The organism is Kumtagia sp. (assembly GCF_059502445.1).
In genome coordinates, this window is the sequence record NZ_JCACER010000017.1 from 65,643 (window position 1) to 85,875 (window position 20,233).

Annotated in this window: 16 protein-coding genes; 8 read left to right on the forward strand and 8 right to left on the reverse strand. The window is 66.3% G+C overall.

What is annotated here, in order from left to right:
• Positions 1-10: 10 nt before the first annotated feature.
• Positions 11-1,159 (reverse strand): FAD-dependent oxidoreductase, encoded by a 1,149-nt coding sequence (locus AC5JDC_RS07025; protein ID WP_495840346.1) that lies wholly within the window; start codon positions 1,157-1,159, stop codon positions 11-13.
• Positions 1,160-1,529: 370 nt separating this feature from the next.
• On the opposite strand from AC5JDC_RS07025, the gene AC5JDC_RS07030 reads away from it, so the two are divergent.
• The 3 genes from AC5JDC_RS07030 to AC5JDC_RS07040 are packed head-to-tail and all read left to right on the forward strand — an operon-like array spanning position 1,530 to position 6,020.
• Entirely contained in the window at positions 1,530-1,994 is a 465-nt protein-coding gene (locus tag AC5JDC_RS07030; protein ID WP_106771503.1) for a MarR family winged helix-turn-helix transcriptional regulator, read from the forward strand.
• Between the two features lie 31 nt (positions 1,995-2,025).
• The gene (locus AC5JDC_RS07035) at positions 2,026-2,514 is read left to right on the forward strand and encodes a (2Fe-2S)-binding protein (RefSeq protein WP_495840349.1); all 489 of its coding nucleotides are present in this window, start codon (positions 2,026-2,028) and stop codon (positions 2,512-2,514) included.
• Positions 2,511-6,020, forward strand: a complete 3,510-nt coding sequence (locus AC5JDC_RS07040; protein ID WP_495840351.1) for a molybdopterin cofactor-binding domain-containing protein — start codon at positions 2,511-2,513, stop codon at positions 6,018-6,020. The genes AC5JDC_RS07035 and AC5JDC_RS07040 overlap by 4 nt, the downstream gene beginning before the upstream one ends.
• Positions 6,021-6,124: 104 nt before the next feature.
• On the opposite strand, the gene AC5JDC_RS07045 is transcribed toward AC5JDC_RS07040, so the two are convergent.
• The 4 genes from AC5JDC_RS07045 to AC5JDC_RS07060 are packed head-to-tail and all read right to left on the reverse strand — an operon-like array spanning position 6,125 to position 9,372.
• Positions 6,125-6,616 (reverse strand): MarR family winged helix-turn-helix transcriptional regulator, encoded by a 492-nt coding sequence (locus AC5JDC_RS07045; protein WP_495840353.1) that lies wholly within the window; start codon positions 6,614-6,616, stop codon positions 6,125-6,127.
• A gap of 24 nt (positions 6,617-6,640) precedes the next feature.
• On the reverse strand, positions 6,641-7,714 hold the full coding sequence (locus AC5JDC_RS07050) for an ABC transporter ATP-binding protein (RefSeq protein ID WP_106771507.1): 1,074 nt from the start codon (positions 7,712-7,714) through the stop codon (positions 6,641-6,643).
• 1 nt (position 7,715) lies between these two features.
• Positions 7,716-8,498, reverse strand: a complete 783-nt coding sequence (locus AC5JDC_RS07055) for an ABC transporter permease (protein ID WP_495840355.1) — start codon at positions 8,496-8,498, stop codon at positions 7,716-7,718.
• Between the two features lie 10 nt (positions 8,499-8,508).
• The gene (locus AC5JDC_RS07060; RefSeq protein ID WP_495840357.1) at positions 8,509-9,372 is read right to left on the reverse strand and encodes an ABC transporter permease; all 864 of its coding nucleotides are present in this window, start codon (positions 9,370-9,372) and stop codon (positions 8,509-8,511) included.
• Positions 9,373-9,636: 264 nt separating this feature from the next.
• Here AC5JDC_RS07060 and AC5JDC_RS07065 point away from each other — a divergent pair, with 264 nt between their 5' ends.
• The 4 genes from AC5JDC_RS07065 to AC5JDC_RS07080 all read left to right on the forward strand — a co-directional run bounded on the left by AC5JDC_RS07065 (position 9,637) and on the right by AC5JDC_RS07080 (position 16,620).
• Positions 9,637-10,716, forward strand: a complete 1,080-nt coding sequence (locus AC5JDC_RS07065) for an ABC transporter substrate-binding protein (RefSeq protein WP_495840359.1) — start codon at positions 9,637-9,639, stop codon at positions 10,714-10,716.
• 88 nt (positions 10,717-10,804) lie between these two features.
• A complete protein-coding gene (locus AC5JDC_RS07070) occupies positions 10,805-13,039 on the forward strand; it encodes an MGH1-like glycoside hydrolase domain-containing protein (protein WP_495840361.1) in 2,235 nt (744 codons plus the stop codon).
• Positions 13,040-13,044: 5 nt separating this feature from the next.
• Complete coding sequence (locus tag AC5JDC_RS07075; protein WP_495840363.1) at positions 13,045-15,708, forward strand: carbohydrate-binding protein; 2,664 nt, start codon at positions 13,045-13,047, stop codon at positions 15,706-15,708.
• Between the two features lie 12 nt (positions 15,709-15,720).
• On the forward strand, positions 15,721-16,620 hold the full coding sequence (locus AC5JDC_RS07080; RefSeq protein ID WP_495840365.1) for a phosphorylase family protein: 900 nt from the start codon (positions 15,721-15,723) through the stop codon (positions 16,618-16,620).
• 197 nt (positions 16,621-16,817) lie between these two features.
• On the opposite strand, the gene AC5JDC_RS07085 is transcribed toward AC5JDC_RS07080, so the two are convergent.
• Positions 16,818-17,345, reverse strand: a complete 528-nt coding sequence (locus AC5JDC_RS07085; protein WP_495840367.1) for an NAD(P)H-dependent oxidoreductase — start codon at positions 17,343-17,345, stop codon at positions 16,818-16,820.
• Entirely contained in the window at positions 17,339-18,655 is a 1,317-nt protein-coding gene (locus AC5JDC_RS07090; RefSeq protein ID WP_495840369.1) for an NtaA/DmoA family FMN-dependent monooxygenase, read from the reverse strand. Before AC5JDC_RS07090 ends, AC5JDC_RS07085 begins: the two co-directional genes overlap by 7 nt.
• Positions 18,656-18,781: 126 nt before the next feature.
• Between AC5JDC_RS07090 and AC5JDC_RS07095 the strand changes: the two genes are divergently transcribed.
• Positions 18,782-19,537 (forward strand): helix-turn-helix domain-containing protein, encoded by a 756-nt coding sequence (locus AC5JDC_RS07095; RefSeq protein ID WP_495840371.1) that lies wholly within the window; start codon positions 18,782-18,784, stop codon positions 19,535-19,537.
• A gap of 332 nt (positions 19,538-19,869) precedes the next feature.
• Here AC5JDC_RS07095 and AC5JDC_RS07100 read toward each other — a convergent pair whose 3' ends face one another.
• Positions 19,870-20,178, reverse strand: a complete 309-nt coding sequence (locus tag AC5JDC_RS07100) for a hypothetical protein (RefSeq protein ID WP_133170069.1) — start codon at positions 20,176-20,178, stop codon at positions 19,870-19,872.
• Between the last annotated feature and the right edge of the window lie 55 nt (positions 20,179-20,233).

Consider the following 20,233-nt stretch of genomic DNA (forward strand, 5'->3'; position numbering starts at 1 on the left):
GTCCGTCTCCTCACGCCGCCGCGGCGCTCTTCAGGGGCGCCGCGTAGATGTCGTAGCCGAACACCCAGGCCGGATCCTCCTGGGTCCGCAGCCAGGTGTTGGCGTTGGAAACCGCCTGAATGCGGGAGGCCCTGTCGCGCCGGTTCTCCTCGTACAACTGGAAGGCGCTGGCGTGGTCGCCGATGCCGGTCTCCGCCAGGCAGCGCGCCAGCATGGCCGCGTCCTCGATCGCCATGGCCGCGCCCTGCGCCATATGCGGCTTCATCGGGTGGCAGGCGTCGCCGAGCAGGACCATGCGGCCGCTGCTCCAGAGCGGCAGCGGATTGCGGTTGAGCAGCGGCCATTTGGTGACCTCGTCGGTCGACGCGATCAGCGCCTGGACGATCGGGTGATAGCCGACGAAGGCCGCTTCCATCTCCTCGCGGGAGGATTGCACGAAGGCGCCATCGAAGTCCCAGGCGTCGTGCGGCACGCCGGTGACGTAGTAGTACTCGTCCTTCCTGGTGGTGGTGTAATAGACCATCATGTGGCGGTCTTCCGACCACCATTTCACGCAGGCTTCGAAATCGAAATTGTAGCGGCGCAGCTTCTCGCCGGTGATCAGCGCGCGATGGCCGACCCAGCCGGAGTAGTTGGGCTTCTCCGGCCCGAGCAGCGCCTCGCGGACACGCGAATTGATGCCGTCCGCGCCGACCACGATGTCGGCCTTCGCCGTCGAGCCGTCGGCAAAGGTCAGGTTGACCCCGGCTTCGTCCTCGACGAGGGCCTCGAGGCGCTTGTCGAAGTGCAGCGTGCCGGTCTCCAGCGTCGAAATCTGCAAGGTGTGAAGGTCGCCGCGATGCACGGTGACGTAATGCGCACCGTACTCCTTGAGGGCGAAGTCGCCCAGCGGGATGCGCGAGAGATAGTCGCCGGTCGCGCCGTCGCGGCTGAACCAGAAGGACGGCTGGCTCCCCATCGCGACCAGCGCGTCCTCGATCCCCATGCGGCGGAATATCTTGAGGACGTTCGGCCCCATATGGATGCCGGCGCCAAGGCGGGAAAAGGCGGGCGCCTGCTCGTAGATGTCGACCTGGAAGCCCGCCTTCTGAAGCAGCGTGCCGGCCGCGACCCCGCCCAGGCCGGCACCGACGACGGCAATCTTCTGTAGTTTCGCCATGACCTCATCTCCGCAGCGCATTCACGCAACGAGTACGGCCAACAGACGAATAGTTCAAGTGTCTACACTTTTTTTCTGCTTCGGATTTGCTCCTCACCGGCGGGCATCTTGAAGCGAGACCCTTGCAAATCGCGCTGATTCGCATCATGAATTTCGAGAGATTGACAGGGCATCGTAAAACGCGATTAAAGTGATTGCACTCTTTATGAAAGGCTGAGCCGAGTGAAGGTCGTCGACATGCGCCATAACGCGATGCGCATGGGCCGGGCAGCAGGGCATTGCCGCGCGCCGGCGCACATTGACGGCCGCTCGCGTTCGGCGCTTCATGCCTGGATCGCTGAAGGTGCCGCGGAAAGCGACGGAAACGAGAATGCTCGGGAAACAGGATGCAGGGCAGCCAGACAACGAATACGCCTTTTCGGAGCAGATCGGCTATCTCCTGCGTCGCGCCTATCAGAAGCACCTGGCGATCTTCCAGGCAAACGCCTCCGATCCGCAGCTGACGTCGGTGCAGTTCGCGACGCTTTGTGCCCTCAAGGACCGCGGGCCGCAGTCGCAGGGGGAACTGGTCCGCTCGACCGCGATCGACCAGGCGACCATCCGGGGCATCATCGCGCGCCTGCAGGCGCGCTCGCTGGTCGCGCTTGGCGAGGACCCCTCGGATGCCCGCAAGGTCATCGTGACGATCACGGAAGAAGGCAGGACCGTTCTCGATGCGATGATCCCCTGCGCCCGCAGGATCAGCGAATTGACCGTGGAGCGGCTCAACCCGGCAGAACGGCTGGCGCTGATGCACACTCTGCGGCAGATCATCGGAACCGACACGCTCGAATAACGATTCCGGGCCACATGCCAGAGCCGCAGCCATGACGGTCGAACTTCTGGTCAACGGCGAGCGGGTCGAGGTCGAGGCCTCCCCGCAGACGCCGCTGTTCTACGTCCTGCGCAACGATCTTGCCCTCAACGGCCCGAAATATGGCTGCGGCCTGGGCGAATGCGGCGCCTGCGCGGTGCTAGTCGCGAACCGCGCGGTTCGCTCGTGCGCCGTCCCGCTTTCAGCCCTGAAGGGCCGGCCGGTCACCACGCTGGAGGGCCTGGGAACCCGCGAAAGGCCCCACCCGGTCCAGTCCGCCTTCATTGCCCGGAACGCGGCGCAATGCGGCTACTGCCTGAACGGCATGATCATCGCCACGGTCGCCCTGCTGCGCCGCACGAACAATCCGAGCGAGAGCGAGATCCGGGAGGCGTTGCGCCACCACCTATGCCGCTGCGGCACGCATCTGGAGATCCTGGACGCCGTGCGCGCCGCGGCGCGAGCCGGCAGCCCGGACGAAACGCATCGGGACCATCCATGAAGCAGCCCCGCGAAAAGCCGATCTCAGCCTATCTGGGCGACGCCGACATGCTCACCGTCACGCGGGTCTCGGATACCGGTCGGGAGGAGCTTTTCGTCGCCATCGGCGCCGACGGGAAGGTGCGCGCCTTCAACGGCCATGTCGACCTCGGCACGGGCATCCGCACCGCCCTGGCTCAGATCGTCGCGGAAGAGCTGGACGTGCCGTTCCAGGCCGTCGAGATGGTGCTCGGCGCCACCGAGGCGGCCCCGAACCAGGGCCCGACGATCGCCAGCGAGACGATCCAGGTCACGGCGATTCCGCTTCGTCAGGCGGCCGCCACCGCCCGGGCGCATCTGGTGCGGCTTGCCGCCGAACAGCTCGACTGCGTGCCGGACGACCTGCTGGTCGAGGACGGCGTGGTACGGCCGAGGGCGGAAAGCAATCGCTTCGCCAGTTATGGCGACCTCATCGCCGGCCGTGGCATCCGCCTGCGCCTGGACGCGGGCGCAGCCCTCAAGGCAAGTTCGGCCTACCGTGTGGTCGGCCGCGCGCAACCGCGCATCGACCTTCCCGAGAAGGCCACCGGCGCCTTCACCTATGTGCACGACGTGCGGCTGCCCGGCATGCTGCACGGCCGGGTGATCCGGCCGCCTTATGCCGGCTTCGACCACGGCCCTCACGTTGGCGGGAGCCTTGCGGGCGTGGATGAGGGATCGGTCGCGGACGTTCCGGGCCTGGTCTGCGTCGTGACGATCGGCGATTTCGTCGGCGTGGTCGCCACACGCGAGGAGAATGCGATCCTCGCCATGCAGAAGCTGAAGGTCACCTGGCGCGGCATCCCCGCCATCCCCAACCTGAACCGTCCTGAGGAAGCCATCCGCGACAATCCGGCGACGCCCCGCAAGCTGGCCGACCGGGGCGACGTGGAGCGCGCGCTGAAGGGCGTCGGCGACATCATGGACCGCAGCTATGTCTGGCCCTTCCAGATGCACGGATCGATCGGTCCCTCCTGCGCGGTCGCCGACTGGCGGCCCGGCGGGCTGACGGTCTGGTCGGGTACCCAGAACCCGTTCCCGATGCGCAGCGACCTGTCGCGCCTGATGGACATGCCGGAGGACCTGATCGTCGTCGAACGGCTCGAGGCCGCCGGCTGCTACGGCCGCAACTGCGCCGACGACGTGACGGCCGACGCCGCCCTGCTCTCACGCGCCGCGGGCAAGCCGGTGCGCGTGCAGCTGACGCGCGAGCAGGAGCACGGCTGGGAGCCCAAGGGAGCGGGCCAGGTCATCGACGTGCGCGGCGGTCTCGACCTGGAAGGCGGCCCGGCCGCCTACGAGTTCGAGACACGCTACCCCTCGAACCTCGCGCCGACGCTGCCGCTCATTCTCACCGGCAAGATCCCGCCCGTCGCCGGCGTCGCGCAGATGGGCGACCGGACCGCAATCCCGCCCTACGCATACGCCAACATGCGGGTGACGGTGCACGACATGCCGCCGATCGCGCGCGCTTCGTGGTTCCGCGGCGTTTCGGCCATGCCGAACAGTTTCGCGCACGAATCCTTCATCGACGAGCTGGCGACGGCCGCGGGTGTCGATCCGATCGAATACCGCCTGCGCTACCTGCATGATCCGCGCGCCGTCGACCTTGTCCGCGCAGTCGCGGAACGGGCGAACTGGCAGCCGCACACCGGGCCGTTCTCGCATGGCGGCGACGGCGACATCCTCTACGGCCGGGGTTTCGCCTATGCCGTCTACGTGCACGGCACCTTCCCCGGAACGGCGGCCGCCTGGTCGGCCTGGGTCGCCGACGTGGCGGTCAACAGGAAGACCGGCGAGATCGCCGTCACCAGGGTCGTCTGCGGTCAGGACACCGGCCAGGTCGTCAATCCCGACGGTGTCCGGCACCAGATCCATGGCAACGTCATCCAGTCCACCAGCCGCGTCCTCAAGGAGGAGGTGAACTTCTCCGCCGATGCCGTGCAGAGCCTCGAATGGGGGGCCTACCCGATCCTGCGGTTCCCGGAGGTGCCGCAGGTCGACGTGCTCATGGTGCCGAGGCCGGACGAACCGCCGCTCGGCGCGGGCGAATCGGCCTCCGTGCCCAGCGCCGCGGCCATCACCAACGCGATCTTCGATGCAACCGGCGTGCGCTTTCGCGAGCTGCCGCTGACCCCGGAGCGTGTGCGCGCGGCGCTCAACCCGCTGCCCCCGGCCCCGACGCAGGAGAAGCCGAAATCCGCCCGCCGCCGGGTTGCCGGACCGTTGGCCGGCGCTTTTGCCGGGGCTCTGGCGCTGGGCGCGGCGGTCCTGCCATGGCGCGCGCCGATCGCGCCGGTCGAGCGCCCCGCCTCCGACATGTTCTCGGCCGCCGCCATCGAGCGCGGGCGGCTGGCCGCCGCCGCGGGTGCCTGCAATGTCTGCCACATCGGAAATGACGGGCTGGCCTTCGCCGGGGGACGCGCGCTCGAAACCCCCTTCGGCGTCGTCCATGCCCCCAACATCACGCCGCATCCGGAGGCCGGGATCGGCGCCTGGTCCTATCCCGCCTTCGAGCGGGCGATGCGACAGGGCGTGAGCCGCGACGGCAGCCATCTCTACCCGGCCCATCCCTATACGTCCTTCGCCAAGGCGAGCGAGAGCGATCTCCAGGCCCTCTATGCCTATCTCATGCAGCAGCCGGCATCCCCCCGGAAGGTCCCGCAGACCGAATTGCGGTTCCCCTTCAACGTCCGTCCCCTGATGGCAGGCTGGAACGCGCTGTATCTCTCCTCCTCGCCGGTCCCGAAGGATGCAAGCCGCGGCGCGGCATGGAACCGGGGTGCCGAGCTGGTCGAAGGGCTCGGCCACTGCAGCGCCTGCCACTCGGAGCGCAATATCCTCGGCGCGGAGGTGAAAGGCGACCGGCACCTTGGCGGCGGCTATGCCGACGGCTGGCATGCGCCGGCGCTGACCGCCCTTTCGGCCTCGCCTGTCGGCTGGACCGAGGATGCCTTCTACGACTATCTCCGGAAGGGCCGGGCCGCCGATCATGGTCCGGCTGCCGGACCGATGGCGCACGTCGTCGAGTCGCTCGCGCCCTTGCCCGATTCCGACATCCACGCCATGGCGACCTATCTCGCCAGCCTGAACGACAAGCCCGCGACAGACCCGATAACCGCCGCCGCCGGCGCGATCGAAGCCGCAAGCGCCGCGGAACCGGCAGCGCGCATGCGCTTTCCCGTCGGCGCCCGCCTCTTCGAGGGCGCCTGCGCCTCATGCCACAACGATACGGCCCCGGTCGCCTCGCTCGCGCTCAACTCGAACGTCCATACCGAAACGCCGGACAACCTCATTCAGACGATCCTGCACGGCATTCCCGAACCGGTCGGCGAGCGTGAGGAGGTCATGGCCATGCCCGCCTTCGGCGCATCGCTGTCCCACCAGGCGATCGCCGAGTTGTCGGACTATATGCGCGCCCGCTTCGCGCCGCAGAAGCCGGACTGGGCCGACACGGCAGGCACGGTCAGGCGACTGGCAACGAAATAACCGGGAATTCGAAGCCGCCGACGCGGACCTCGGAATCAAGCTGCCGTATCCTTCCGGAACGCGCGGCCGGGCGGTACCGGGATCGCCCGGATCTCAGGATCGGTCTAGCGCAGCTTCGACAGCAGGCGAAGCAGGGCGTCGCGTTCTTCGCTGTCGAGCGGCTCGAGCGTTTCGCGCGTGACTTCCCGCGCCGGCCCGACACGCTCCGCGTAGATCGTGCTGCCCGCCGGCGAAAGGGAGATCGAGAACCGTCTGGGATCCGCCGGGTCGCGCCTGGTGACCAGCAGCCCGCGCTTGACCAGGCGCTCCACGACACCCTTGATCGTGACGTTGTCCATCGCGGTCTGGCGGCCCAGCAGGTTCTGCGACATGCCGCCCACCTCGGCGAGCTTGGCCAGGACCGCCCATTGGGTCGGCGTCAGATCGCCGCCGACACGGGTGGTGAAAAGCGCGGCATGCCGCTGCTGGACTTGCCGCAGGATGAATCCCACCTGCTCGTCGAGCACATAGTCGCGTGACTCGCCGCGTTGCGATGCGGAGATTTCCGTCTCCTCGCCCGTGCCTTCCCGTTTCTCCGGCACGCCCCGGTTCACCATCCTGGCCTTCACTCTGCGCGCCCCTCAGGCCGCAACAAGAATGGTATGATACGGCGCCCAGGTCAAAGCTATGGTCTGGTCCGGGCCGAACCGCTCGTCGGTGCGGTTCTGGACGAAAACCGTCACCGGCTTGTTCCCCGCGTCGACCTTGTACGTCACGCTGTTGCCGGCGAAAACCTCGGCCATGACGCGACCCTGGATGGTGTTCGTGCGGCCCTCCTGGCCCTGGGCTCCGACCGGCCCGGCAAGCAGCTTCTCCGGCCGCACGGCGGCAGTGACCCTCGCGCCGGCCGGCGCTTCGTCGGTGGTGAAGATCGCCTGCCCGTCCGGCAATTCGATCCGGGTGACCCCGTCGCCGCGCCCGGAAACGACACCTTCGAAGAAATTGGCGGTGCCTAGGAAGCTGGCGGCGAACGCCGTGCGCGGCCGCTCATAGATATCGCGTGGCGCACCGATCTGCTCGACCCTGCCCCCATTCATGATGGCGATACGGTCCGACAGCGTCAGCGCCTCCTCCTGGTCGTGGGTGACGAAGACGGTGGTGATGCCGACGTCGCGCTGAATCTGCTTGAGCTCGAACTGCATCTCCTCGCGGAGCTTCTTGTCGAGTGCGCCCAGCGGTTCGTCGAGAAGCAGCACTTTCGGATTGGTCGAGAGCGCGCGGGCGAGCGCGATGCGCTGCTGCTGGCCGCCCGACATCTGCTTGGGCTTGCGGCCCTCGAAACCGGACAGCCGGACGAGCTCCAGCAGCTGCCTGACACGTTCGGCGATCTCCGCCTTCGGCCGATGACGGACGGAGAGGCCGAAGCCGATATTTTCCGCCACCGTCAGATGCGGAAACAAGGCGTAGTTCTGGAACATCATCCCGATGTCGCGCTTGTTGATCGGGATGTTCGAGACTGCCTTGCCGGCGATGGTGATCTCGCCGCGATCCGGTTCCACGAAACCGGCGATCGCACGCAGCAGCGTGGTCTTGCCGCCGCCGGAGGGACCGAGCAAGCCGAAGAACTCGCCGTCCTGGACGGTCATGGAGACGTCGTCGAGTGCGGCGACCTTGCCGTAGTACTTCGCGACGTTGCTGATGCCGACAGCACTCATTTCAGCGTTCTCCACCGAACTTGGAAAAGCGGGCGAAACCGATCATCAGCACCATCGAGGCGAGAATGATGATCGTCGAGATCGCGTTGATCTCGGGGGTGAAACCCTTGCGGATGGCCGAGTAGATCTGCACCGGCAGCGTCGAGGTGCCGACGGGCGCAAGGAAGTAGGAAATGACGAACTGGTCGAAGGAAATCGCGAAGGCGAACAGTGCCGCCGCCACGATGCCCGGCGCCATCAGCGGCGCGGTCACGCGCCAGAAGGTCTGCCATGCATTCGCGCCCAGCGTCGCGGCGGCCTCTTCCATCGACACGCCGAGGCTGCGCAGGCGCGCGCCGACGATGATGACGACATAGGGCAGCGACAGGGCGACGTGGCCGAGCAGGATCGAATGGAGTCCGCGGCCGATGCCCGACCAGAAGAAGAACATTAGCATCGCCGTGCCGGTGATGAGCCACGGCATGGTGAGCGTCGGCACGAGCATGCCCTGCAGCACCCGCTTGCCGCGGAACTCGTAGCGCGCGAAGCACAGCGCCGTCAGCGTGCCCAGCGTCGTCGCGATCACGGTGTTGACCAGCGCGATGACGATGCTGTTGCGCGCCGCGCCGATCAGCTGGTCGTTCTGCGCAAGCTGCTGGTACCACACAAGGTCGAACTCGAACGGAAGCAGGTAGAGTTCCGACCGGTTGAACGACATGATCATCATGACGATGATCGGGATGTAGAGAAAGAACAGGATCAGGAGGAGGTACAGGCCCGATAAGGCGGAGCTGGCCTTGTTCATCGTCACACCCTCAATTGACCGAGATGTGCTTCTTCAGCACGGGATAGAACAGGCCCATGATCAGCAGCACGATTGCCAGCATGATGAAGCCGAGCGCCGCGCCGAGCGGCCAGTTGAACGAGGCCGTGAACTGGTTCTCGATCAGCGTCCCCAGCATGATGGCCTGCTGGCCGCCGAGGATGCGCGGCTCCATGAAGGCGCCCAGCACCGGCACGAAGATCAGGATCGAGCCGGCGATGAGCCCCGGCAGGCTGAGTGGCAGGATCACGCGGCGGAAGACATCGAAGCGCGACGCGCCGAGGCTGTAGGCCGCTTCCGTCAGACTGTCCTCGATCGCCTGCAGCGAGATGTAGCAGGTGAGGATCATGTAGGGCAGGTACGACTGCACCAGCCCGATCACGATCGCCGGGTAGGTGTAGAGCAGATCGAAGGAGGGCGCGAAAGGCAGGATGCCGTGGATCGTGCGGGCGAGCAAGCCGTTGTCGCTGAGCACCATCGTCCATGAAAACGTGCGCACGAGACTGTTGCTCCAGAACGGCAGGACGATGAGCAGGAGCAGGGCCTCGCGCCAGCGGCCCTTGATGGCCTTGGCGAGGATGTAGGCTGCCGGATAGCCGATCAGCGCGCAGAAGAAGGTCACTTCCAGGCCGAGCCGAACCGAACGCCAGGCATTGGTCAGATAGAGCGGCCGGGTGAAGAAGTCGGTGTAGTGCTTGAGCGTGAACGCCGCCTCGCGTCCGCCCACCGGCACGACCGTCAGGAAGCTGAACACCAACATGGCCGCCAGCGGCAGCACGACCGTCACGGTGAGCCACAGCGCGGTCGGCCCGCTCAGGCCGATGATTGCACGCAGGCGTCTGGCGCTGCTGGTCATGGCTACCTCGACAAGACGGCGCCGGGCGGTTGCCGCCGACGCGTTCCCCGTTTTACTGTTCGTATACGAACTAAAGCCGGTTTCCGCTACCCTAGCAAGTCGATTTTTGCGCAAGTGCCCGCTGTGCCCGAAAATTCGCCTCCGTCCCCTCTTGCGCAAGGGACGGTGTTGGATATTGTTAGTGTACGAACATGCGTGGAACCGCATCTTCGCGAGACCGAAACTGCGCGGGCATGCGCATCTCTCCAGGGGAAGGACATCAAAATGAACAGGCGCAAGATCATTCTGTCGGCCGCGGCGGCGCTCGCCGGGACGACGATGCTGTCATTGGCGGCGGGCACGACCGCCGCGCAGGCACAGGAAATCCGTGTTCTGAACTGGAACGGCTACGGCACGGACGAGAAGTTCGCAGTGGAGAAGTTCAAGGAGATGACGGGTGTCACCGTCGTCCACGACTACTATACGTCGGAGCAGGAAATGCTCACCAAGATGCGCACCAGCCCCGGCGCCTACGATGTCGTCGTGGTCGGCACGCCCTTCCTGCCGGCAACGCGCGACGAGGGTCTGATCGAGCCGATCGACACCTCCAAGATCAGCAACTTCGCCGACGTGTCCGCGCAGTTCAGGGATAGCGACATCGTCAAGGTCGGCGATGAGACGTGGGGAGTGCCGTGGGTCTGGGGCATCAACTCGTTCGCCTATAACACCGAGACCATCAAGGACAAGCTCACCTCGGTCAACGCCTTGTGGGATCCCAAATATGCGGGCCGCGTCTCCTTGCGCGACGACGGCATCTACAACGTCCAGATGGCGGCGCTCGCTCTCGGCCAGGACATCAACCACCCGGCGGACATGGCGGCGATCAAGGAGAAGCTGCTCGCGCTCAAGCCGCAGATCCGCTCCTTCTGGGCGTCCGAGGACGAGTGGATGAAGGGCATCGCGGCCAAGAACTTCGACATCGGCGAGATCTGGGCCGGCGGCGCGGCGCGCGCCATCAAGCGCCACAAGCTGCCGATCGAGTTCGTCGTCCCGACCGAGGGTGCCTCGGCCTGGTTCGACGTCATGATGATCGCCAAGGACGCTCCGAACAAGGAAGCCGCCGAGAAGTTCATCGACTACATGATCAGCCCCGACTTCTACGTCACCTGGGACACGAACGCGGGTGCGGCCGTTTCGGCCAATGCGAAGGCGGTCGCGGCGTTGCCGGAGGACGCCTTCAACAGGACCGTCATGGGCAACCCGGAAGTTCTCGATCGCCTGAAGTTCGCCCTTCCGCTGACGGAAGAACAGCGGCAGGAGATCTCGGACATGTGGGCCGAGGTCAAGACGGAGTTCGCGCGGTAGCATCGACTGCCCGATACCGACGGGACGGGCGCCAGGCCCGTCCCGGTTTTTCGGCCGGTCGGATAGGCTGACCGGCCCGCATGCACGGATGCTGACGATGCTAGTCGATGCCAACGTTCCGGCCGCGCGGGCCTGGAATACCTGGTCGAACCGGCCGGGCGAGATGGTTTTCCTGCCCCTCCGCGTTCGCCTGACGCCGGTGCTGTTTTCGAGCCGGGCCGGCAAGGCGACGACGATCGCTCCCGGACCCGACCTGACATTCGGCCGCCATGGCATCGACGGCGAGCATATCGCCTTCCAGACGCGCTATGGCGGCACGAAGCTGGATTTCCGCTACGACAAGACCGATCCTTGGGCCTTTCACGGCGAATGGCGCTGCACGCATCACGGCGAATGGGGTCTCCGCTACTGGGTAGCGCTTTCCCTTTCGGCCGAGAATGGCGCGACCGCCGTCTTCGACGAGGCCGCGCAGGCGGCGACCATCAAGGTCGGAACACGCTTCGTCGCCGTCGTCGCCTCCACTCAGCCGGTGCAGGTCACCGCGCATGACAGCGTCGCCGATCTGGTCGCCGATTTCGACGCCAACGGCTATTTCTATCTCGGCAGCCGCGGCAACGAGGCGAAGGCGCTGGCGCTGCGCTTCGAGCTCGAAATGTCGAAGCACACGCGCTTCGCCGCTGCGGTCGCGGACGACCGCGGGCTGGCGATCGCAAAGGCGCGGGAATGCCTCGCCAAGGGTGCATCCTCGCCGCCCCTGCCGGTCCAGACCGGCCGCAATGCCGGCGCGCTCGACGCGGTCTGCGACGTGATGGGCTGGAACACCCTGCGTGACACCGCACACCATCGCAACTTCACCGCGACCAGCCGCATGTGGGATCTCGGCGGCTTCGCCGTCTGGTACAACGACGCCACCTACCATGCGCTGATGTGCAGCCTGTTCGATCGCCGGCTCGGCTTCGACAACATGGCGACCGCAATGGCCAATGCCACGCCGCAGGGAAATTTCGCCTGCCTCACCAATGTCAACGATTCCTGGGTCGACCGCACCCAGGCGCCCAACGGGGCGTTCATGGCCTGGATGATGTTTTTGCGCGGTCGTGATCGTTCGCTGCTCGAGCTCGTCTACGAGCCGCTCCGGCGCAACCAGCTCTGGTGGCGCGAAATGCGCGATCCCGACCGCCGCGGGCTTGTCTCCTGCGGCACGTCGGATGTCGGCGAAGGCATGTACAAGGGCATGCACTTCGGCGCGCGCAACGAGACCGGCATGGACAATTCCGCCACCCATGACGAAGCGATCTACGAGCCGGAAACGCGCACGCTCTCGACCTTCGACGTCGGCTTGAACTCGGTGCTGGCGCTCGACGCCGAGATGCTGGCGCTGATCGCCCGCGAACTGGGCCGCACCGGCGAGGCGGAGGAGTTGGACGCTCTGGCGGCATCGAGCCGCGACAGGATCCGCACCGAGCTGTGGGACGAGGCGCGCGGCATCTTCGCCAACCGGCAGCGCAACGGCGGCTTCGTGCGGAGCCTGGCGCCGACGAGCTTCTATCCGCTGATCTGCGGCGCGGCCACGCCCGAACAGGCCGGGCGGCTGCTCCAGCATCTCGACGACCCCCGCACCTTCGGCGGCGAATGGGTCATCCCCAACGCCACCCGCGACGACCCGGCCTATCGCGACAACGTCTACTGGCGCGGCCGCATATGGCCGAACGTCAACTATTTCGTCTGGCATGCGCTGCGTCGCAACGGCTTCGAGGCCGAGGCCAGGGCGTTCGGCGCCAAATGCATGAAGCTCTTCGAAAAATCGTGGGCGGATCGGGTGATCGCCGAAAACTACAACGCCGAAACCGGCGAAGCCATGGATCAGGGCGACACGGACCCGTTCTACTCCTGGGGTGCACTGCTGCCGCTGCTCGGCGTGGCCGATATCATGGACATCAATCCGTGGGCGGGCTGGGAATTGCGCAACACCGGCGAGCCGGGAAGCCTCGGGCCTGTCGAGACCCCGATAGGTCCGGTGACGGTTGCCGTCGCCCAGGGCACCCTTTCCCTTTCGACGACCCGCGGAACGCTCCTTGAGACCCCGACCCGCGGCCGCATCGCCAACCTGACGCTCGCCGAGACCTGTGTCTCGATGACGCTTCATCCTGAAGTCGGCGATAGTTTCGAGATCGCCTTGTCGGGGATCGAGCCCGGGCGGCTGGTCGCGGCGCATCTCGACGGCGAGGCCGTTTCCCCGACCGGGGACACAGGCGTCCTGCGGTTCTCGCTGCCCGACGCCACCGGCCGCCGCCTCGTCGTCCACCTGGCGCCGATCGCCTGACCCCGATGGAAGCCCCGGATTGGTTCCAGTCTCCCGCCCAGCCGTTTCGGCCGGGCGCCTTCTGGTTCTGGCACCATATCCCGGGCAAGGCCGAGATCGCCGCCCGCCTCGCGGAGATCGCCCGGTCGGGCCTGGGCACGATCATGATCCAGGCACGGCTCGGGCTGCCGCTCGGCGACTATCTTTCGCCTGCTTTCCTCGACGCCTATCGCCTGGCCTGTGACGAGGCCGGCCGGCTGGGCCTCTCCATCGAGATTTACGACGAATACAACTGGATGTCCGGCCACGGCGGTGGACGGACGGTCGAAGGCGCCGACCATCTCCGCGAACGCCACCTCTTCTGGCTGACCGTTCCGGTGCGCCGGGGCAGTGCCCAGGCGACCTTTGGCGACATCCGCTCCCCCTGGCTGGAATTTCTCGGCGAGGAGGGGCTGCGCTGGTGCTACGAGGGCGCCGCGCCGCTCTGGGATGAGTGGGAGATCGTCGCCGCCGCCGGCCATGGACCGGATCGCCGCTTCCGCGACCTCACCTCCCGCGCCGGCATCGTCGCGGCCGACGACGTCTCATGCGCTGTCGATATCCCGGCCGATACCGACGCCTCGGTCACCGTCTTCGTCGCCGCCCGCTGCCGCAGCTCGCGCCTCGTCAACTACCTGATGCCCGAAGCGGCGCAGCGTTTTGCCGAAAAAGTCTATCGCCCGCTACTTGCAGCGACGAACGCCGACGCGAAGGGCTTTTTCTTCGATCATCCCTATGCCGGCTTCTATCACTGGCAGGGCATGCACGGCGACGTCGGCAACAGCCTGCTGTGGGACAAACGTCTGCCGGCCCTGCTCGGCGGCGAGTCGCTGGCGCTGCAGCTCGCCGCGCTGATCGGAGATGTCGGGCCGGCCACCGTGGCGATGCGCACGCGTTTCTTCCGCGCCTACTCCGACCGGCTGCAGGAGGCGTTCTTCGGCACGCTGCGCGCCTGGTGCGACAAGCATGGCGTGGCCTTCAGCGGGCACGAACTGCTGACTCACGTCGGAACATGGGGCCTGCACGACGGCCTGACGGGCATCGACCCGCGCTCGATGCCCGGTGTCGACTATTTCGGCGTCGACCGGTACCGTTCGGCGACGTCGGTCGACGCGGCCGACTATCGTCCGCAACTGGCCGCCAGGCTCGGCGATTCGGTCGCCCGCGCCAATGGCCGCGCACGCTGCACGCTGGAGCAGTATTCGACCGGCCGCGAGTCCGGCATGGCCGGAGCCGCCGGCCAATGGGGCCTGACGCTGGAGCGCCTGCGCGCCCAGGCCATCCGCCACACCTTGCAGGGCGCACGCCGCGTCGTGCTGCATGCGCTCTATCTGACCGACGGCTTCGCGCCGGGCGAAAGGTCCGGCGCCAATCCACGCTTCGATTTCGCGCCCGGCTTCAATTTTGAGCCCTGGTGGCAGGATGCGCCCCCGGTGCTCGAGGAACTTGCGCGGCTCTCGGCCTTCCTGGAGGACGGCGAGCCCATCCGCCCGGTGGCACTCCTCTATCCGCTCGAGACCATCCGCGCCGAAGGCCCCGCTTCCGATTGCGGCCGCCATTTCGGGCTTTGGGCCGAAGCCCTGACGCTGTCGGGCATCGGCTTCGACATCGTCGACGAAAGCGGCCTCGCCGACGCCCGGATTTTTGACTGCGAGTTGCTCCTGCCGTCGGGCCGCTATGCCGCGCTGATCCTGCCGGCGGTCAGCACGCTGGCGGGGCCGCGCACGGCGACAATCATCGCGGAATTCGCGACCGCGGGCGGCCGGTTGATCGGCTCGGGCAGCCTGCCCCGGCAGACGCGCGAGACCGGCCTCGACAAAGCACTAGCGGCAGCCTTCGCCGGCCTGCCGCTCCGCCATGTCGACGAACCCGACTACGAAACCGTCGCAAACCTTCTCCGCGATGCCCTTCCCGTCCCGCCGGCGCGCTTCGAGCATGGGCCGACCTTCGCCGCGGCGGCGCGCGTCGATGGCGGGATGCGGCTCGCCCTTTTCAACGACCAGCCGGAACGGCGCATCGTACGGCTATCCCTGCCGGACGGCCCGGTCGATCTCCTGCGCTGGCATCCGGAAACCGGCGCGGTGTCGCCTTTCGCCTATGGGCTCAGCGGCGCGGTCCGCATCGAGATCGCCGCGCATGCCTTGCTCTGCATCGGAACCCGGCCCGGCAGCGGGGCCGACCCACGGCCGGCGCCGGCGACGGCGCCAATGTCCGACCTGCCGCCTCCGGTCCCGCTGCCCGATGGCTGGACCTTCTCCGCCGGCGGGCCGTTCCAGCCGATCCGGACGGATCGAGGCTGGGAGAGGCAGGGTTTCGGGGCCTTCGCCGGCACCGGTGTCTACCGCCGCGAGATCGAGCTCCCGCCTCTCGATGCCGGCCGACGCTGGAGTCTCGTCTGTCCGGGCCTCGCCGGCACCGCGGAATGCCTGATGGACGGCGCGGTCGCCGGCCGCCATGTCGCCGGCGAGGCCGCCTTCGCTCTGCCGGGCGCCGGCCGTGTCATGGTCGAACTGCGCGTCCGCAACACCGCCGCCAACCGCTATTATCCCGGCACGCCCTATGAAAGCGGCGCGGGCCAGCCCTCCGGTCTCACCGACGCGCCGCGCCTCGAGGTGCGGACAATCGGCGATATCCGCATTCTGACCTCTTGAAAGGTTCCTCCCATGGCCGACACGATACCGCAGACCCCTTTCGCGCTGATTTCCGGCAGTGCCCAATGGGGTCTCATGTTTCCCGACGACGTGCTGGAGCCCGGCGTCTCGGTCAGGGAGCGCGGCCTGGTCTTCGAGACGCCGTGGGGACCGAGCGAGAACTGGCAGGTCATCGAGGTCTCCGGCGAAGGCACGCCGGATGGCGAGCCGAGGCGGATTCTCAACGTCTTCGCCCATGGGTGGCCGATCGATTCCATCAACCATGAGGCTTTTCGCAAGGTTGCCTGGATCCTGCGGGAAGCCGGCGTGAAGAAGATCTTGGCGGACTCGACCTCCGGTTCGATGAACCGGATGCTGAAGCCCGGAGATTTCATCATCCCCTGGGACGTGCTCGACCTTTCGCAGACGCGCTACTCGCTGTCGGGCAAGATGACCGCCGCCTGCCAGTCCGTGCAGCTCTTCTGCCCGCAACTCGCGGCCCTGCTGAAAGAGACCGCCGAGGAGCTGTGGCCGCAGCCGCACCGCGTCGTCGGGCAGGATCAGCAGCTCGTGTTCGCGCACAATTGGGGGCCGCGTTTCGGCAGCCGCGCCGAGGCGCATGCCTACAAGGTCCTGGGAGCCGACGCGATGAACCATTCGACCGGCGCGGAGGCCTCGCTCGCCCGCGAGATCGGTGCCTGCTACGTCGCCGCCAGCTTCATCGTGCGCTGGCAGGACGGCATCATGGACCGGCCGCCGGAAGATTCGACCGCCCTGCATGAAAGCCTGCGCCACCCCGCCTCGCGCATCAGCCTGCGCACCATGATCCGCGCGCCGCTCAGCGAGCAATGCGGCTGTCACAAGCTGCGCACGCTGACGCCCAGGGAAGACGTCCGCTTCGCCCAAAACCAGCGCGGTTTCACCTGCGGCTAGAGCATGATCCCGAAAAGTTGCAGACTTTTTGGACAAAGATCATGCGACAAAACAAACAGATAGAGTGGAATTCCGGTCCATCTTGACCGGATTCCGCTCTAGAGCGGTTCCAGCAAAAGTGCGCAGCGTTCGGAATTGCAAAAAACAAAGAGATAGAGAGCAGTTCCGTTGATCCGAAGAAAAACGGAAATGCTCGCTCAGGCCGCCAAGGCGGCACGGCTGTCCCCGAGTTCGGCGGCCGCGTCGGCGACGCGCTCCTTCACCAGCCTGTCGACGAGCTTGCCGTCGGAAAAATCCGCATCGCAGGCATAGACGGCGGTCGGCATCACCTGCGCGCGGAAGAAGCCGAACAGCGGCCGCATCTGGTGCTCGACGACCAGCGCATGGCGGGGGCCGCCGCCGGCCGCCGCGACGATCACCGGTTTGCCGTAGAGTGCATCTGGCCGGACGAGGTCGAAGACGTGCTTGAACAGCCCGGTGTAGGAACCCTTGTGGACCGGGCTCGCGACGACGAGTGCATCCGCCCGCTCTATTACCGCGAGGATGTCCGCCGCCTCGCCGGTCAGTTCGCTTGCCTGCAAGGCGCCGCCGAACATGCGTGCCGTCTCGGAGAGATCGTGCAGGCTGGCGGGTCCGAAACGGTCGCCCAGCCTTTCGACGATCTCCGCGACCAGCGCCCGCGTCTTCGACGGCCGCTGGAGATTGGCGGAAAATCCGATCAGCATGCGGCGTTCCCCTCGCGCAGATGCTCGCGCAGCGTCTTGCCCTGATAGGCCTTGCGGAACAGGCCCCGCCGCTGCAGCTCCGGCACCACGGCGCGCGCAAAACTCTCGTGGCTGGTGGGGAAAGTCGCCGGCGCCAGCACGAAGCCGTCGCAGGCCTGCGCCAGGAACAGCTCTTCCAGCCGGTCGGCGATCGTCGCCGGCGAGCCGACCAGTTGGTTGGGAAGCGCCTTCCGCGCCGCTTGCGAAATCGACAGGGCGCCGTCCCTGCGCACCTGCTCGAGCAGATCGACCGAGCCCTGCATGCCCTGGCTGCCGGCCAGGTCCGACAACGACTGGCCGTCCTCATAGCGGCTCATATCGACACCCACGGAACTGGAGGTGGTTGCCAGCCGCAGCTCTTCGTCGGCCAGATCGTTGAGATAGGCGGCCTTCTCGGCGGCGATCGCATCTGTTTCGCCGACGATGCAGCTCGTCTGCACCAGGATCGCGCAGTCTTCCGGCCGGCGGCAATGCGCGTCGAGCCGCCCTTTAATGTCCTGGTAGAAGGCCTGCATCTCGGCCTTGCCCTTCTGCGCCGCGAACACGACCTCCGCCCAGCGGGCGGCGAACCGCCGGCCGCGCTCGGAGGAGCCCGCCTGCATCAGCACCGGATGCTTCTGAGCGCTTTGCGGGATGGAGAGCGGACCGCGCGTCTTCACGAAGCGGCCGGCATGGTCGCTGTAGTGAACCTTGGACGGATCGGCGAAGACGCCCGTCGTCTTGTCGAGAACGAATGCATCGGCATCCCAGCTTCGCCAAAGCTTCAGGCAGGCTTCGACGACCTCGTCGGCCTGGTCGTAGCGGGCGTCCTTGTCCGGCAGCGTCTCAAGCCCGAAATTCCGGGCCTCCAGAGCCGTCGCCGACGTGACGATGTTCCAGGCGACGCGTCCCCTGGAGAATACGTCGAGCGAAAGCAGCGACCGCGCCAGGTGATACGGGTGGAAAAGTGTGGTCGACAGCGTCGCGCCGAGCCCCAGACGGCTGGTGGCGCGCGCCATCACCGGCAGGACGGTCAGCGGATCGAGGAAGGAAATCTGTCCGCCGCGCTCGACATAGGTGTCGAAGCCGCCCTTGTGGATGTCGTAGAGCCCGAACAGGTCAGCGAAGAAGCAGCCGTCGAAGCAGGCATCCTCCAGCACCCGCGCGACATGTTCGTAGCGCGCCGGCTCGAAGATGTCGGCGAGCGTCGCCTCCGGATGCCGCCATCCGCCGGCATGCAGCGCCGTCGGGCCGGTCTTGAGGTAGGCGACGAGGTGCATCTGGCGTTGCATGGAAATGCCAAATCCATCGGTTGTTGAGAACGGCCCACATCCTGCCTTCCCGACGCCGAAAGGGCATCCTTCAATCCGTAGGACAGGCAGGCTATTGTTTTCCTATGAAACATAGGAGAGCGCGGCATGCAGCCGGAAGCTGTCGATCGTCTCGCAAGAGAGCTGGCCGCGTGCACCGGCAGCGAAGCAAAAATTCGCGTGGGGCTGGCGGGCGTGACGCGGATTTGCCCGCAATGGCGGAATACCGGTCTGCTGGAGGTCGACGGTTCCACGGGAACGGTCACGCTGCTGGCCCGGCATGGCCCGGTCAGCCCCCTGTTCGAGAGCCTGCGAACCAAGTGGCCGCTCGGCCTCAGCCCGGCGCGGGAACTCCTCAAAGGCGGCGCTCCGCGGTTCATTCCGGACATGCGGGAAAGCACCGCTTTCCCGCTCTACCGCCTCGATGCGGACATCCAGGACTACCGTTCCGTGGCGATGCTGCTCCTGCGCACGCAAGGCAACAAGGGTTTCGTCGTCAGCTGCCATTCCAGCCGGGTGCTTTCCCGGGAGGAGGCCGCCTTGCCTTGGCTCCAGCTTGCCATATCCATCCTGGCTCTGGCGCTGGGCGACATCGACGCCACGCGCCATTCCGAGCCGCCCGGCGCCGAGGTCCACCCCGCCGTTCTGAAGCTGGCGGGCGAGAAGCGTGCCGACATGCTTGAGACCGCCCGGGCATTTGCCCTCCACGACGGAAGGTTCCAGCGAACAGCGGATGCGCTCGGCATTCATGTTTCGACGCTGCGCTACCGACTGAACCGATTGCGCGAACGGCTGGACATCGACCTGCTCGACCGCGACATACGCCACGCTCTCCTGAGAAGTGCCGAAAACGGTTCATCCTGAACAGAGCCGGCACCGAATACGCGGCGCTCCTGCGCAGCGCAAAAAAGCATGCCTGCTGAGATCGTCTCCCGCCGAGGGTGCTTCCACCCCTTCTCGGGAAATCGGGCTGACCCCACAGGATGGACGGCTTGAGATCGAGTTGGTTGCGAGATCGCGGGTATTCTGGCGCGTACAAACGGCAAAGGCCCCGGTGCTTCCACCGGGGCCTTTGCAATTCTGGTTGCGGGGGCTGGCTACCAGCGTTGTCTGCCTCGGCTCAGCTGCAAGCTGTTTCCTCTTGTGCCGGCAAAGCGCACAGTCTTGGAGCATGACCCGCACTAATTGAAGGAGATTCAGAAATCAGGGCGACGCTGATTCAGGCTGTCTGCCGGATCAACACGGCCGGCCATGCCGAAGCTTTTCGGTGGAAAGCGTGCCAGGCGGAGAGCTACCGGCGGTTTCCAGCGGCACGCGTAACGCCCACTGACCGAAACTGAAGTTGGAGCGGAAGGATCGGGGGCGTACTGATAGAAATTTTTCTCGCCAACGGGCTTTGGCTTCTTCCAGCCATATTCACACTCGTCACACTCCTGATTCACCCCCGCTCGCTCGGCTGATCTAAACAAACCTGTGATTTTCGTGGTTCCGTTCCCATTGGTCACTGAACGCTTTCCTGTTTTTTGCTAATGAGAGAGTGTCTTATCTGCTGCTACGCGC